14 protein-coding genes are annotated in these 14,837 nt (G+C 41.7%); 6 read left to right on the top strand and 8 right to left on the bottom strand.

Annotation, left to right across the window (positions count from 1 at the left end; genetic code table 11):
• Positions 1 to 147: 147 nt before the first annotated feature.
• From RMY63_RS29275 to RMY63_RS29295, 5 genes are all read right to left on the bottom strand, one after another.
• Positions 148 to 708: an antibiotic biosynthesis monooxygenase gene (locus tag RMY63_RS29275; RefSeq protein ID WP_322732108.1), complete on the bottom strand. Its 561-nt coding sequence runs from the start codon at positions 706 to 708 to the stop codon at positions 148 to 150.
• Positions 709 to 976: 268 nt separating this feature from the next.
• On the bottom strand, positions 977 to 1,894 hold the full coding sequence (locus RMY63_RS29280) for a gluconolactonase (RefSeq protein WP_322732069.1): 918 nt from the start codon (positions 1,892 to 1,894) through the stop codon (positions 977 to 979).
• Positions 1,895 to 1,900: 6 nt separating this feature from the next.
• On the bottom strand, positions 1,901 to 2,647 hold the full coding sequence (locus RMY63_RS29285) for an SDR family oxidoreductase (protein WP_322732070.1): 747 nt from the start codon (positions 2,645 to 2,647) through the stop codon (positions 1,901 to 1,903).
• A 473-nt stretch (positions 2,648 to 3,120) separates the two neighbouring features.
• On the bottom strand, positions 3,121 to 3,438 hold the full coding sequence (locus tag RMY63_RS29290) for a hypothetical protein (RefSeq protein WP_322732071.1): 318 nt from the start codon (positions 3,436 to 3,438) through the stop codon (positions 3,121 to 3,123).
• 628 nt (positions 3,439 to 4,066) lie between these two features.
• The gene (locus RMY63_RS29295; protein ID WP_322732109.1) at positions 4,067 to 4,906 is read right to left on the bottom strand and encodes a prephenate/arogenate dehydrogenase; all 840 of its coding nucleotides are present in this window, start codon (positions 4,904 to 4,906) and stop codon (positions 4,067 to 4,069) included.
• A 70-nt stretch (positions 4,907 to 4,976) separates the two neighbouring features.
• Between RMY63_RS29295 and RMY63_RS29300 the strand changes: the two genes are divergently transcribed.
• From RMY63_RS29300 to RMY63_RS29315, 4 genes are all read left to right on the top strand, one after another.
• Complete coding sequence (locus tag RMY63_RS29300) at positions 4,977 to 6,539, top strand: pentapeptide repeat-containing protein (RefSeq protein ID WP_322732110.1); 1,563 nt, start codon at positions 4,977 to 4,979, stop codon at positions 6,537 to 6,539.
• Between the two features lie 105 nt (positions 6,540 to 6,644).
• Entirely contained in the window at positions 6,645 to 7,238 is a 594-nt protein-coding gene (locus RMY63_RS29305; protein WP_322732072.1) for a DUF1517 domain-containing protein, read from the top strand.
• Positions 7,239 to 7,308: 70 nt separating this feature from the next.
• Positions 7,309 to 8,193: a hypothetical protein gene (locus tag RMY63_RS29310; protein WP_322732073.1), complete on the top strand. Its 885-nt coding sequence runs from the start codon at positions 7,309 to 7,311 to the stop codon at positions 8,191 to 8,193.
• 570 nt (positions 8,194 to 8,763) lie between these two features.
• Positions 8,764 to 9,837 (top strand): calcium-binding protein, encoded by a 1,074-nt coding sequence (locus RMY63_RS29315; RefSeq protein WP_322732074.1) that lies wholly within the window; start codon positions 8,764 to 8,766, stop codon positions 9,835 to 9,837.
• A 44-nt stretch (positions 9,838 to 9,881) separates the two neighbouring features.
• On the opposite strand, the gene RMY63_RS29320 is transcribed toward RMY63_RS29315, so the two are convergent.
• Positions 9,882 to 10,655: a hypothetical protein gene (locus RMY63_RS29320; RefSeq protein ID WP_322732075.1), complete on the bottom strand. Its 774-nt coding sequence runs from the start codon at positions 10,653 to 10,655 to the stop codon at positions 9,882 to 9,884.
• 226 nt (positions 10,656 to 10,881) lie between these two features.
• The gene (locus RMY63_RS29325; protein WP_322732076.1) at positions 10,882 to 11,769 is read right to left on the bottom strand and encodes a LysR family transcriptional regulator; all 888 of its coding nucleotides are present in this window, start codon (positions 11,767 to 11,769) and stop codon (positions 10,882 to 10,884) included.
• A 114-nt stretch (positions 11,770 to 11,883) separates the two neighbouring features.
• On the opposite strand from RMY63_RS29325, the gene RMY63_RS29330 reads away from it, so the two are divergent.
• On the top strand, positions 11,884 to 13,362 hold the full coding sequence (locus RMY63_RS29330; protein WP_322732077.1) for a ketol-acid reductoisomerase: 1,479 nt from the start codon (positions 11,884 to 11,886) through the stop codon (positions 13,360 to 13,362).
• 309 nt (positions 13,363 to 13,671) lie between these two features.
• Here the strand turns inward: RMY63_RS29330 and RMY63_RS29335 are convergent, their stop codons facing one another.
• Positions 13,672 to 14,079 (bottom strand): hypothetical protein, encoded by a 408-nt coding sequence (locus tag RMY63_RS29335; protein WP_322732078.1) that lies wholly within the window; start codon positions 14,077 to 14,079, stop codon positions 13,672 to 13,674.
• Positions 14,080 to 14,146: 67 nt separating this feature from the next.
• Here RMY63_RS29335 and RMY63_RS29340 point away from each other — a divergent pair, with 67 nt between their 5' ends.
• Positions 14,147 to 14,812: a class I SAM-dependent methyltransferase gene (locus RMY63_RS29340; protein WP_322732079.1), complete on the top strand. Its 666-nt coding sequence runs from the start codon at positions 14,147 to 14,149 to the stop codon at positions 14,810 to 14,812.
• Positions 14,813 to 14,837: the final 25 nt, after the last annotated feature.

Here is a 14,837-nt window from a genome sequence, read left to right on the forward strand (position 1 = left end):
AATTCATACATAGCAAGCTTTTTGTGCTTTCCTATCCGTCGAACTCACGTTAATTCAAGGCTACCAAGTTCGGCTAATTGTTTTTGACCCAGAAGAGGAAGCGATCGTCAAATGGCAAAAGTAGATTAATTAAAGTAATTTTAATTGCTAAATTTTTCGTGATTTAGGATATAGCCAAAAGCTAAACAAACGGCTAACTCTAGGCATGACAATATATGTTAACAGCAAAACCATAGTAATTGTTATAATCAATGAAATAATCAAGGGTGGTAAACCACGAATTAGGGGTAATAAGAACGTATTCAACAAATTAATCAACACATATACAGCTCCCCAAGTTAGCAAGGCTGTTTTATAGCGCGGTGGAGTTTTTAATGGTTGACCGGGAAGAGAAAACCAAGCTTCTAATCCACTAATTTGTTGAACATAAGGATCGGATTCCACCAAATGTTTACCTTGATTCAGACAATATTCGCGATCGCGCGATGTCATCCACACCTTTAAATTTTCATAACCATCAAATCGGAAGATAATCACATATTCATTTCGCACCCCAAGTTGGGGACGAATTACATTTGTTCCCAGATGACCTGTATAGGTTCTGGAAACCCTGGTAATTTCTTTCAACCAAGCTTCATAAGCAGTTTCACATCCTGGTTGGACAACTTGTGTAATGACCACAGTTACAAATTGATCGTCCTGTTCCATCTCCATTAGTTATGCCAATCAATTTTGGATTTTAGATTTTTTCACGTATAGCAAAAGCCTTAGTGGTTAGGACATCAAGAGATGATAAAACTTAGACACCAAAAGACTTTTCACCCAGTCCGCATTACCCCTTATCTCCAGAGGGGGCCCCACCTTCCCCAGTCCCCAGTCCCCAGTCCCTTGCTATAGCTTGATTTTCGCAGAGCGAGTAGCAATTTGAGATTTTCAATTGAAAATCCCAAATTTCAAATATAAAATTCGATGACGCTCAAGCCAAGGGATACCCAGTTTTTCCAACTTCAAGCCGAACAACATTAGCAGGAACGACACCAGTGGGTGGAGGTAAAAACATTCCACCATTAGTCACAACATAAATTGCGGTGCGATCGCTCTGGGTTTGACCAAAAGCCACGGCTGTGCTACCAATTACCCCTGCCTCAGCTTGAGCAATAATAGTACTACTGCGATCGCTTGCAATTCGCACCACACTGTTGTATATGTGCGTTGCTCCATAAAGATTGCCTTCCACGTCAAAGGCAAAGTCATCAATATTAGTTTGCTCTACAAAAATTTCCGGCTCACCTGGTCGAGCTGCGGTATCAACGGGAATCCGTAACAGCAACATTTTTTCCGTATTTGAAACGTAGAGGAAATCACCAAAACGCTTCAAACCATTTGCAGCCGGAATGATATTTTCCGAATTGCTACGAGCAAGCATTGGATGTTCTAGCCAAATTGAAGCACGAGGTTGAGCGATATCAATCAGCCAAATTGCACCCCGATAAGAATCTGCTGTTAAATACTGAGTGCCAGAAAGGGGAGTGATGCCATTGAGAAATATTGCATCTGGCAGTTTCAGCAAGGTTTCCACTGTCCCATCATTGGCAACTAAAGAAATCACTGGTATGGAATCAGCATTCCAGCCTGTTGCCACTAAACCCCCGTTGGCAGCGAAAGCAAGACCACTCACTTTACCCTCAACAGTCGCATGAATTTGCTGATTGCCATCTGGACTAATGCGAACAATCTTGCCAACTTCGTGATTAGTTACAAATATTGTGCCATCTGGTGCAATCGCTAGATTTTCCAAAAAAGTATTGACGGGGAAAGAGGCAATCACTTTAGCAGGTGCTAATTCAATGGTCGTATCTAAATAAATAGGCGGTAAACCTGCGGAATTTCCCATCTTAACCTACCACTGTAATTGAATGGGGCCACCAAACTTTCGCATCTCTGCAAAAAATAGTCCTTGCGCTCCTCCATCGGGAAGTGTTGCTAAATAAACAGCTGTTTGCGCTCCCTCTTCTGCCGTGAACGGAGCATCATCTCCTCCCATATCGGTCTTCATCCAACCTGGAGAATAGGCATTTACCAGAATATTAGTACCTTGAAGTTCTTTCCCCAGAATCGCTGTTAGTCCATTCACTCCCACCTTTGAGAGTCGGTAGGAAGGTGCTAAAGGGTAGTAGTCACCTGAAACTGACGCTAGAGACGCCATTTCCGTTGAGATATTGACAATGCGACCGTAGTTTTGCACCTTCATTAAGGGAATTAATGCTTGAGAAATTCTGAGTACCGCTAAAACATTAGTTTCAAAGGTCGATCGCATCGTTTCCAGTTGGACAGTCAGTAAGCTGGACTCTTCAGGCTTTGTTGTGGGATTTACACCTGCATTATTGACCAGAATATCTACTTTGCCGTAAGTTTCACGCAACCACTCGGTAAACTGCTGCACGCTTCCATCATTGGTAACATCCAACTTGTGATAGTCAACATCAAGTCCTTCACTAGACAACTGCTGCTTGGCAGCAAGACCATCTGTTTCATTACGACTCGTCAGAATTGCGCGGTTGCCAATTTGGGATAATTGACGGGAAATTGCATATCCTAGCCCTCGGTTACTTCCTGTAACTACAGCAATCCTTTTTTGAGTCGTCATTTTTATGACCTTCAAACTGCTTTTAAGTTTACTGTACTGAGATGTTGTAAATTAAGCAAATTGATTTTAGGAATATATTTTAGGTTTTATCTATTGACAATAAATACCAAATATGGATAAGTTTAAAAACTACATATTTCATAGGGGCACACTAATGCTGATGGGTGTCAACATCAAGCCCAAACTCTTTTAAAATCATTCCTTTGGTATCAGGAACAATCGCCTATACCACCGTTTCAATCCCTAATAGGGATTTTGATGAATTGGAATCAAATCGTTGATATCTTTTTTGGGGCTGTGGAATTTGTACACCTACCCATTCGCGCATTTGACATAGAGGAACTCTGTCAGATATGCGATCGCTAAAAATAACCTAATGGTGATGGGGGGCGCGATCGCTGCCTTCAAAGCCAGAAATCCAGTCTTTACTATGCTTATAGCCTCCCGCATCACACACAACAACAGTTGTAATGTTACTCTTGAGACTCCTCAGAGATAGATTCTGATTCTGTTTCAAGTTCTTCTGTTTTAACTTTGGGGGTTGGAGGTTTAACGGGTTTTGGGCCACGCGCTAGTGCCGGATTCACCGGGGGCCTGCTTTCATCTTTATATGATGATGCTTTTTTCCCTTTGTCAGACGAGCGTAGGCGCAGCCCGCCTTCGGCATCGCGGGTCGGTTTTGAGCTTTTGGGGTTGGATTCAATCGGGGTTACAGAATCCGAATTTTCGGAATTGCTGTCAGTGCTTTCTTGAGACTGACGTTCCGATTTCTTAATTGGACGTTCTACCATTGTTGATTTTTGTAAATTTATCTGTATGGTACATCGGTTTGGTGACTATCAGACTGTTGAGTAGCATTTTTAAAGATTTTATCAAACAGAATAGAGGCGTCACACCAATTCGCAATTTTCAATTCGCAATTCGCAATTATTACCCCACGCCTGAAGGCGTTCCGTTGAATATTGATACTACGTATTTCTATTTTTTCTTCATCAATGAAGAGGCTTGTATCCCAGAATGAACCAGTTATTCAATTGCGCGTTCGCAATGGGCGAAAAAGCGAACTGCGAATTGCGAATTGTTCGGTCAGTCGCCAGAAAAAGAAATTGAATTCTGTGTGACTGGCGGATGAATAAGTGGGTTTAAGAAAAGAGCTAAATCTTCTCTTTCAGAGACGCTCTTGCTAGCTTGCTTCCCCGCAGGGGTACGATTTAGCGGTCTACAATGAGTGGCGGGTCTCAATTCCCCACGAGAGTGATTCTGACTCCTGAATTCTGACTTCTGAATTCTTCTTCAATGTTGTAATTTCTGAGTAGCTGTGAAGAGTTGTTTTGACAAAAAAGCAGCCAACAAACTTTATTAATTAACTTACTAAATTAAAAAATGGGTGCGTTATCTATAGCTAAACGCACCCGACAACTATTCAACAAAATTAGGTCGTGCCTGTTGCCTTGATTTGAACTTTTCCTCTAAAACTGGCCAATTTTCTTGCTCAATTAAGTTAGTCAACTCATCGAGGTTTTGACGATATTGTTGTAGAGATCGCAGCAATGCATGACGATTATACCGCGCCATCATTACGCCCAACTCTGGATTCCCACCACCGACACGACTGGTATCTCGAAAACCCGAACTAGCTAACTTTTGGGCTAATTGCAAAACATCGGGGTCAGTTTCGCTCAAACAAGCAGCAATCAACGAGGAACTAACCATTACAGGTAAATGAGAAATCCAACTCACAGCACGGTCGTGTTGCTCTGGTTGACAAAAATAGATATTAGCTCCTAGCGATCGCACAATTTCTTCTACAACTGTAATTGCACTAGTTAAGGTTGTCGTTATCGGTGTTAATACATAAGGTTTATCAACAAATAAATTGCGCTGTGCAGCTTCTATCCCACTGTCTGTTCTGCCCGCCATTGGATGACCGCCGATAAAATTATCCCACAGGGGAGTAATATCCTTGACTATCTGTGCTTTCGCCGAACCTACATCAGTCACGACTGTAGCGGTAGGCAAATGAGCGACTAACTGTTCAAATTGGGGCACAATAAGGGCTAGAGGTGTACAAATAAATACAACTTCTGCGGCTGCTAACAGGCTCAGATCGACTGATGCTTCATCAACACTGCCGAGGGTAACTGCCTTTTGACAGGTAGCTTCACGGCGACTAACTCCTAAGATATGATGTCCTTGCGATCGCAAATCAAAACCCAAAGATCCGCCTATCAGTCCCAATCCTAAAATTCCAATATTCATTTTTGATTTTGACATTCCGTTTTTTATGACTTTACCAACTATTAAAGTTGGCATCCAAGGGGTAGCATCAATGACTGTAGAGGAATTACTGGAACAATACGCAGCAGGAGTCTTAAACTTTAGTGGTGTTGACCTCCCAGAAGCCAACCTGAGTGGGGTAAAACTCAGTGGCGTAAATCTGAGTGATGCTAATTTGAGTATAGTCAATCTGAGTGGCGCGAATCTGAGTGAAGCTAACTTGAGCAATGCCAAGCTGAATGTAGCTAGACTCAGTGGCGCGAATCTATGCAGCGCCATCCTCAACAACGCCAGTCTCAACGTTGCTAATTTGATTCGAGCGGATCTGAGCCGCGCTCAACTCACAGGAGCTTCATTAATCCGCGCCGAGTTAGTTCGCGCTGACCTCAGTCGCGCTGATTTGTTGGAGGCTGACCTCACCAGTGCTGATTTGCGAGAGGCGACACTCCGCCAAGCGAATCTCCGTCACGCTAACTTGAGTGAGACTATCTTGAGAGGTGCTTCCTTAACTGGAGCCAACTTGGAGATGGCTAACTTAAACGCCAGTAACCTCAGTCGTTCTGACTTGAGTGGTGCAAATTTGCGAGATGCCGAACTCAGACAAGCCAATCTCAGGCATACTAATTTGAGCGGAGCTGATTTGAGTGGTGCAAATCTCCGGTGGGCTGATTTGAGCGGTGCAAATCTCCAATGGGCTGATTTGAGCGGTGCAAAATTGAGCGGGGCTGATTTAGTTAGCGCAGATTTAAGCAATGCCAATTTAACAAATACAAGTTTAGTCCACGCCAATTTAACTCAGGCAAAACTAATTAGAGCAGAATGGATCGGTGCTGACTTAACAGGAGCAACTTTAACTGGAGCCAAGCTTTATGCCACCTCCAGATTTGGTTTAAAAACCGAAGGCATGGTTTGTGAATGGGTCGATCTTAGCCCAGCTGGCGATCGCTCCATTGTCCAAAACTTCCATTCTGAAGAGTCACGAGATTTTTTTAACGAAACACCGCCAACAATTCGGATTATTGTTGATGCAGCTCTAGAACACGAAGCTAATTTTGCGATCGCTGGCGCTTACTATCAAATCGCTCAAGAATATCGAGGGCTGAAACAACCTCCAAGTATCGAAAGTGGCCGTCGTCGAACTATTTTCACCTTTCATGTAGATAGCGATGAAGCATTATTTCCCACTGCTTACATTGTCATTCTTCCCTTTCTAGATGCGGCATCTACTCAAAAGAATATTTACAGTATAGTAGAAATGATTAACAGTGAACTTGTCGTAAACCAAAACTTAAAATCGCCTCAGATAGTGAAACAATTAAATACTCTTTTAGAACAAGCTATAAATCAGGCTACAACAATTAAAAAGATGAAAAAAAATATCGAAGTAGCCGCAAAGTTAAATTTTTGTAAAGCCCCAATCCAAATAGTTTTAACGAATTCCAGCGCCCACACTTTGATTGTTTATGACCATCCCAACTTTGGGAAAAGATTTATTAATCGCTCTGCTCTCAATATTTCAGATTATGATATATCCACTGATTCAACAAAAAATATATTACCTTCATTAGATATCATTATAGATTTTGTCAAAGGATTTCATTATATTAGTCATTAGTTATGGGGCATTGGGCATTGGGTATTGAACTAATGACAAATGACAAATGACAAAGGACAAAGAACAAAGGACAAATGACAAATAACAAAAATTTTGGAGGAAAAAATGAGCAATATCTTTAATAAAATGATCGGTCGAACTCGCTATGTAGTGTTTCGCCTATTTCTGCACTTAGGGGGAGGTGAAGTAGCGCCAATTTTGGGAGTATTAAATAGTGCTGGACGGGATGCGATCGATGCCGATGGCGATTTAGAAGTTTTAGGAGAAGAATTGGTAGAAATTAGCCAAACCCTGCTGCAATATGATGAATATTGGCTTTCTGCCGCCAACGAAGGTGACGTATTTTGGAATGAAGGCGAAGCAGGAGATTACGTGAATGAATTATTTACTGACTCTGCCGAAAGATATCTCAGCGAACCAGATTATGCTGACAACTCTGGATTGAATGAACCTTTATCCATACCTGTAACTCGTAACGTCATTGTGATGATTACAGTAGCTTATGAAGGAGAAGTACCAGATTTAGAAACTGACCTTTCTAACGTTCAGGCGCTCAAGGAAGGATTGAAAGCATTGATAAATTTGCATTATAAACATAGATTAAAGGCAATCCAAGTACATTTCTCGCCGGCACAGTTAGGCGATGAACTTACTAGTGATCAACTGTTGCAATATTACCCAGAATTGATTCCTTTGTAATCTGTTGGGTAGTCCGTACTTACTACTCACATCAAGAAATTGTTAAGCTCAGAGATAGGACAATAATCCAATGATCATGACCATAGTACGTAAATTTACAGCCGTTTTTTTAGCTCTGAGTTTGTGTATCACAACTGTCGCTTGTGGTGGCGGAAACGAAACTACTCCTCCGGCTAAGAACGTTAGCCAAACCTCCAATACCACCAAGCTGAGTGACGGAGAGTATCAAATACAACAAGCTACTTATGACGATGCAACTGGTGAATACAGCTTGTTTTTACTTAACAATAATCCCCCAACCTTTGCAACCGAAAATTTGCAAATGGCACGGTTAACTGATGATGAAATCAAGCAGGGTAAAAAAACCTATCTAAAGGTAGATAAAGGACAACCGATTTTATATCTGACGGAAGACTTTAAAATTGAGTACGTCCACAATGTTACCGAGAATAAAACCAATCCCCAAACAGGACAACAAGAGACGGTTGTAGTCCGTCAAGAAAATAGCTTCTGGGCACCCTTTGCTGGGTCTGTGGCTGGTGCTGTGGCCGGTCAGGCAATTGGTAGTCTATTGTTTAGACCCCAGTATTATGTACCCCCTGCCTATTACCCAGGACAAGGATTAAGTGGCTTCGGTGGATATGGCGGAAGCTATGGCCAAGCAGTTCAAAGTTACCAAACTCGCTATAATACGCAACCCGCAGCCGTGAGAAATCGCACTGCCTTCCGCAATACAGGGACAATTAGAAGGTCATATCCTGGAAATTCAAATATACGCAATACACCGCGTAGCACTACAGGTAATAACCGTCCTTCTGGTTCTGGTTTTGGTGGTAGCACCTTGCAACCCTCTGGTAGAGCCACCTCACCCAAACGCAATTCTGGGAGTGGTTTTGGTAGTGGGCGTAGTTCAGCACCCCGCCGTTCAACTGGTTTTGGCAGCAGACGCCGTTAAGAAATTTCAAGTTTAATAAAAGACTGCCTAACAGGTAAAGGTAGTTGTACGCAAAGAAGCCGGAGAGTAATAAGTCAAACCTCCGGCTTCTCTTTTTCTAAACAAGACATCGGAATCATCACAGGCCAGAAGATAGTTGTCACCACAAACATCATATACGATAAAAATTTATACCAATTTGAAAAAAGAATGCGACAGATACATACGGACATACCTTTGTTCTGTCTGGCTTTGTTAATGCGTGAATTTTGAATTTTGAATTGGTATTATATCTTCTGGATTGGAAGCAGGATGATATAGGGAAAATATTAACCAAGGGACTTCCAAGGAATAAAATCATCAAATAAAAGAATGATGCTCCCTTCAAAACTGAAATTACTGAAAAAATCGATTGAGGTAGGTAAGTAGGTCGGCAGAATAAAACCAAACTATATTAACGAAAATGAACAAGGCTAAAACCCTCTTCCCTCCTGCCTCCTGCCTTATCCCAACGACAAATATTTACGCCCACTTACTTAAAAGTTATGGAAAATATCATTGGAACGAAGGGTAACGATAGCCTATACACCTATGGCTACGACGGGCAGCTACATTACCAGATCTAGCTACTCCTCCGACTCTCGCAGCACAGGTAATAACAGCCTACAAGGAGGTGCAGGTAACGATACCTTGTCTGGTAGCGGTTCAACAGGCGATAATCTGCTCTCTGGGGGCGATGGCAATGATTATCTTAAAATCTCTGGCTACTACAACTACTCTTCCTCTTTTGACTACTCCGAAGATTCTCGCTGCACAGGTAATAACACTCTACAAGGAGGTGCAGGTAACGATACCTTGTCTGGTAGCGGTTCAACAGGCAATAATCTGCTCTCTGGGGGCGATGGCAATGATTATCTTGACATCTCTGGCAGCGACCCTACTGTTTCCATAGTTAATAATACCCTCAACGGTGGCGCTGGTGACGATACCTTGGATGCTACCGATACAAAAGGTAATAACCTCCTTTCTGGGGGTGATGGCAATGATTCCTTCAATTTAGGCATCACATACTCAGGTGGTGTTTCCTCTGATTTAGCGACTCAAACGGTAAATGGGGGTAATGGTAACGATTTGTTGTCCATGTATTGCTATTATGCTACAAAAGGGATCGCTTCGACTTTTAATGCTACTACTAACACTGGATCAGTTACCGCAGATACGTATCTGGTTAATTACAACAATATCGAAAGATTAAATATCTCAGGTACAGACTACAATGACTTGATTGTGGGCAGCAACGGCAATGATACCCTGAGAGGTGGAAAGGGTAATGACAGCCTAATTGGAGGAAATGGGACTGATACCTTTGTTTTCTATGATTACAATGAAGGTGTTGACGATCTTTATGATTTCAACGCCACTAATGACTTGATTCAGATATTAGCTTTTTCTTTTGCTGGCGGGTTATCAAAAGGTTCACTTTCAGCTAATCAGTTTACCGTGGGAACATCTGCAACGACAAGTAATCAACGATTTATCTATGACTTTACTACAGGTGGACTGTACTTTGACCAAGATGGTAGTGCGGCTGGGTTTAGTCAGGTAAAATTTGCCCAACTTTTGAGTGGATTGTCATTAACCAACAACAATTTTGTTATTGGTTAATCGAAATTTCACACAGACCTACTTAATAGCTATTAAAGCAATAATTAAGCGGTCTTAAAAAATCGAATAATTTCGCGGACATGATCGAGAAATTGCCCGTCAGTGGAAAGTTGTGCGATCGCATTTCTGGCTTCTCTCCCCAAACGCTCATGTTCCGTTTGATTTATCGCCCGTAATTCTTCTAAATTAGCGGCAATTCGAGCTAAATCTCTACGAGTTTCTTCGGCAAAACGTTGTTGGGTTGCAGATAAAGAATAAGGTTGTTCAGGATTAAGCTGATCTTCCAATGACTGGATTTTTTGTTCCAATATAGAGAAGCGATCGCGCAGTTCAAAAATATCTTCGCGTGGATACTTCCATTCTTGGCGAATCATCGCTAACCGCGCATATAAATACTCATAAGCGCGAATCGCTGGACGCAGAATTGTTAATAATAAAGCTGCACCAGAACTTATATATCCCACTGTACTAATACCAGTGGCAGCAAGAGTATAAAGACCAACGGCTGAGAATAAGTGTAAAGCAATGGCAACCCAGAGCGATCGCTTTGCCAACACTGTGACATACTTCACTTGTTTCTCATCAACTGGAATTCCTTTCTCAGTTGATTGTGCTGCTTCTGCTAAAACTTCTTTGGCTTGAAAATGCACATTCCACGGTACGGTAACAATTACCAACAGCCACCAAAAACTAGCACCACCAATCACCCAATCAAGAAAGTTACCTGTAGGTATGTGCAACCATTGCAGTAAGCCAAAAGCCACCAGCACCGGAACCACAATTCCAATAATAGAACTGATAAAAAAGTTAATATACATCTTACCCTGTCTCCGATGAAACTATCACCTCGATCGTGACTGTACCTAGCAGTTATACGGAAATACTTGTGATAGTTTTTCTAGTAGCACATATCCCACTGAGCAGAATTCCAACTTCAAAAATTTTTGTGTTCAGAATGCTTGTGATAGTTTTTCTAGTAGCACATATCTTATTGTACGTAATTCACAATTCAAAAATTCTGGTGTTCAATAGGTCAACCATAAATCAATTCTGAGGAACAATTTCTCTAATGACCTCAATAAATGTTTGCAAGATAGGTGATGACTCATCTTGTCGCCAGACGGCTGCAAGCTCCACCTTTGCTATTGACGTGTTGAGATTAGTATAAACAACCCCTGTCCTGTGGATATTACGAATTGATGCAGGAGCAAGGGAAACACCCATACCAGCAGAGACAAGACCAAGTATTGTTTGCTTATGGCTTGCTTTTTGGACAACTTTAGGACTGAAACCAGCTTGTTGGAATAAACTGATACATAAATCATAGTAGCCAGGTTCTAAATGACGCGACACCAAAATGAAAGATTCATTGCCTAAGGCGGACAAAGTTAATTCCGGCTTTTTAGCTAGAGGATGAGACTCTGGCAAAACGACCACGAATGGTTCTTGCAGAATCATAGACAAGCTTAGAGATGCATCATTTACAGGGGGAATCATCAGCCCAAGATGAATTTGACGGTTTTGTAAAGCCTGTACTTGGGCGCTGGTTGTCATTTCTTCTAAATCCAATTCTACGCCAGGGAAACGCTCTCGAAATACCCGAAGAACTTTCGGCAAAATGCTATAAGTTGCAAAACCAGAAAAACCCACAGCAAGTCGCCCAATTTCTCCCTGTGCAACAAGTCTTGCCACTTTTATTGCGTGAGATGCTTTATCCAAAACTTGACGCGCCTCCTGCAAAAAAGCTTTTCCTGCTTCCGTAAGCTGAACCTGACGCTTGGTGCGGTGGAATAGAGAAACACCCAATTCTGCCTCTAATTGGCGTATTTGTTGACTTAGAGGTTGCTGCGCCATGTGGAGTCTTTGGGCTGCTCGACCAAAATGTAATTCTTCTGCAACTGCGACAAAGTAGCGTAAATGCCTTAGCTCCATTGTTTGAACTTTTTAAGTGTTAATTACCTATAAAAAATGTGTTGGACAGAGTGACAGCTAGCACCTAATGTAATAGCTAGTTGATGCGAAATATAGCACTGTAGTAATAAGTCTATGAGTAGTTTGCACTTTAACACCAAGATATTTCAAAAAGAAAAAATTCTTTTAGCAAATACAGAAGAATATATCATTCGGGGAGGGCATCATCTTTTTCCACTTTTACCCAAAGCATTTGCAGGTATTAGGCAAATCGGAGTCATAGGTTGGTCATCTCAAGGTTCTGCCCAAGCACAGAATTTAAGAGATTCTCTTAGGGGAACTAATATTAAAGTCAAAATAGGACTGCGAGAAAATTCGACTTCTATTCCATTAGCTCAAAAAGCTGGCTTTACCACAGATGATGGCACATTGGGAGAGATGTATGAAGTGCTTTCGTCTTCACAATTGTCCATTCTTCTAATTTCTGATGCTGCACAAGCTAACAATATAGAGCAAATTTTTGAGTCTCTTTGCCCAGGTTCTACACTCGGCTTATCTCATGGCTTTTTGCTGGGATACCTCAAAAGTATTGGTAAAGATTTTCCTGAAAATATTAACGTGATTGCCGTATGTCCCAAAGGGATGGGCCCTTCAGTTAGGAGACTTTATCAGCAAGGCAAAGAAGTGAATGGGGCTGGCATTAATTCCAGCTTTGTCATTCATCAAGATATTAACGGCAAAGCAACAGATTACGCACTTGGATGGTCAATTGCCATAGGTTCACCTGTTACATTTAAAACTACACTTGAAGATGAATATAAGTCTGATATCTTTGGAGAAAGAGGCCTATTACTTGGAGCAGTTCACGGGATTGTAGAAAGTCTTTACCGTTGGTTTATTGGTCAAGGATTCTCTAAAGAAAGTGCGTTTACTAAGAGTGTGGAATCTCTCACTGGCCCAATTACTAAGCTGATTTCCCAAAAGGGAATTTTGTTTGTTTACGAGTTTTTGAATGAAACAGATCAGGAAGCTTTTAAGAAAGCCTACTCTGCTGCTTATCATCCTGCTTTTGAAATTTTGATGGAGATATATGACGATGTTGCTTCTGGAAGCGAAATCAAGAGTGTTATTGAAGCAGAACATCGGCATCAACGCTATCCTATGAAAAATATTGATGGAACCCAAATGTGGCAAGTTGGCGCTAGTGTCCGTGCAAAAAGACAACCACAAAATATTGCCGTTAATCCCATCACCGCAGGCATTTATATTGCGACGATGATGGCTCAAGTAGACTTACTTCGAGAAAAAGGGCACTCCTACTCAGAAATCGCTAACGAATCCATTATTGAAAGCGTGGATTCTCTTAATCCCTATATGCACGACAAAGGCATCGCTTTTATGGTTGATAATTGCTCCATAACAGCGCGATTAGGAGCAAGAAAATGGGCATCAAGATTCGATTACATTTTATATCAACAAGCTTTTCCTATGCTGGACTCCAATCTGAGGATAGATCAGAAACTATTTGATCAGTTTTTGACGCATGAAATTCATCAAGTTCTATCAGTTTGTGCAAAATTACGTCCGTCTGTTGATATTTCAATTGTTGGGTGAATAGCGAGCTTTTGACTTTTTAACTTTCCTTGGCGTACTTGGTGGTTCGTTTTTAAAGATTATCTGCATCTTCAGGGAGAATTAGTATTATATTAAGTTCGGATAATTAGTTATCATTCCTTGTGTCATTGCACCTCACCCCGCCAAAGCTACGCTTTGTCTCCCCTCCCGAAGAGCGGGGAGGGGATTAAGGGGAGCCAGCGCGGTCTTGGGGGTTTCCCCCATGAGCGACTGGCGTGTGGGGTTGTTGGGGTTTAATAAGTAATCACCCGAACTTGATATTACTTAATTTCTGTGAGTGAGTATCAATTACTGAATTAGATAGCTACGCCAAATTGATTGAGTGTTTTTACTACCCTTGTCTGGAAGCAGTAACCGCCAGGTTTTACCTTCTTGTTGAATTTGCAGGTAAATGTCAAAGGTTTTTTTTAGTTGCGTCAAGCGCCGTTTTGGTAACTTAACAATCAAGTCGTAGGTTCCCCAAACGTGAAAAGCTGGTAAATTTTCAATCGTCAGAGGTTGTTCCTGGGTAATTGATAGCCGCTTGATTTCAAATCCTTGAAAATCTAAATCCAACTGTTGGCTAAGTTTTTGTTGAGTTTGTTCTAGCCCAAGTGCGATCGCTTTTTGCACTAAATCGCTAGTCGGTAGCAGTCCAATACTGCCACAAGCTGTCACTAGCACCAGCAATATTGCTGTCAAAACTAACCGCACCATGTTATTCCTGAGATTCCACTTATCAGCGATAGTATAACTGTAGTTTCTCTCAATTCTCTCATCTATCATGCCAAAACAGTCTATAGGTCTTGATAACCAACTCTACAATTATCTTTTATCCGTTTCGCTGCGAGAACCAGAGATTCTTAGGAAGTTGCGCCAAGAAACCGCCAGCCATCCCCGCAGTGGAATGCAGATTTCACCAGAACAAGGGCAGTTTATGAGCCTACTAGTGCAGTTAATTGGAGCGAAGAAAACCCTAGAAGTTGGAGTGTTTACAGGTTATAGCTCACTTTCTGTAGCTTTGGCTTTACCGACTGATGGCAAGATTATCGCTTGTGATGTGAGTGAAGAATTTACTGCGATCGCTCGGCGGTATTGGCTAGAAGCTGAAGTTGCTGATAAAATCGATCTCCGATTGGCACCAGCTTTGGAAACTTTAGATCGGCTATTAGCAACTGGACAAGCCGAAACTTTTGATTTTGCCTTTATTGATGCTGATAAAGAAAATTCTGATGCATATTATGAGCGATCGCTGCAATTAGTGCGTCCAGGTGGATTGATTGCGATCGATAATGTTTTATGGTCAGGACAAGTAGCTGATGAGCAAAATCAAGATGAAAGCACCCAAGCAATCCGGGCGTTGAACGAAAAGTTACATCATGACGAGCGAGTTACCCTCTCTCTTGTCCCCATCGCCGATGGACTTACTTTAGCAATCAAGCGAACTTAATACAGCAAGAGCGCACAACTAACTG

The organism is Nostoc sp. ChiQUE01b (genome assembly GCF_034531255.1).
In the GTDB taxonomy this organism is placed as follows: Bacteria; Cyanobacteriota; Cyanobacteriia; order Cyanobacteriales; family Nostocaceae; genus Nostoc.

Bases quoted from the DNA above. Each gene is read 5' to 3' on its own strand.
- RMY63_RS29275 (WP_322732108.1), bottom strand. From the start codon at position 708: ATGGAACAGGACGATCAATTTGTAACTGTGGTCATTACACAAGTTGTC.
- RMY63_RS29280 (WP_322732069.1), bottom strand. From the start codon at position 1,894: ATGGGAAATTCCGCAGGTTTACCGCCTATTTATTTAGATACGACCATT.
- RMY63_RS29285 (WP_322732070.1), bottom strand. From the start codon at position 2,647: ATGACGACTCAAAAAAGGATTGCTGTAGTTACAGGAAGTAACCGAGGG.
- RMY63_RS29290 (WP_322732071.1), bottom strand. From the start codon at position 3,438: ATGGTAGAACGTCCAATTAAGAAATCGGAACGTCAGTCTCAAGAAAGC.
- RMY63_RS29295 (WP_322732109.1), bottom strand. From the start codon at position 4,906: ATGAATATTGGAATTTTAGGATTGGGACTGATAGGCGGATCTTTGGGT.
- RMY63_RS29300 (WP_322732110.1), top strand. From the start codon at position 4,977: ATGACTGTAGAGGAATTACTGGAACAATACGCAGCAGGAGTCTTAAAC.
- RMY63_RS29305 (WP_322732072.1), top strand. From the start codon at position 6,645: ATGAGCAATATCTTTAATAAAATGATCGGTCGAACTCGCTATGTAGTG.
- RMY63_RS29310 (WP_322732073.1), top strand. From the start codon at position 7,309: ATGATCATGACCATAGTACGTAAATTTACAGCCGTTTTTTTAGCTCTG.
- RMY63_RS29315 (WP_322732074.1), top strand. From the start codon at position 8,764: ATGGCTACGACGGGCAGCTACATTACCAGATCTAGCTACTCCTCCGAC.
- RMY63_RS29320 (WP_322732075.1), bottom strand. From the start codon at position 10,655: ATGTATATTAACTTTTTTATCAGTTCTATTATTGGAATTGTGGTTCCG.
- RMY63_RS29325 (WP_322732076.1), bottom strand. From the start codon at position 11,769: ATGGAGCTAAGGCATTTACGCTACTTTGTCGCAGTTGCAGAAGAATTA.
- RMY63_RS29330 (WP_322732077.1), top strand. From the start codon at position 11,884: ATGAGTAGTTTGCACTTTAACACCAAGATATTTCAAAAAGAAAAAATT.
- RMY63_RS29335 (WP_322732078.1), bottom strand. From the start codon at position 14,079: ATGGTGCGGTTAGTTTTGACAGCAATATTGCTGGTGCTAGTGACAGCT.
- RMY63_RS29340 (WP_322732079.1), top strand. From the start codon at position 14,147: ATGCCAAAACAGTCTATAGGTCTTGATAACCAACTCTACAATTATCTT.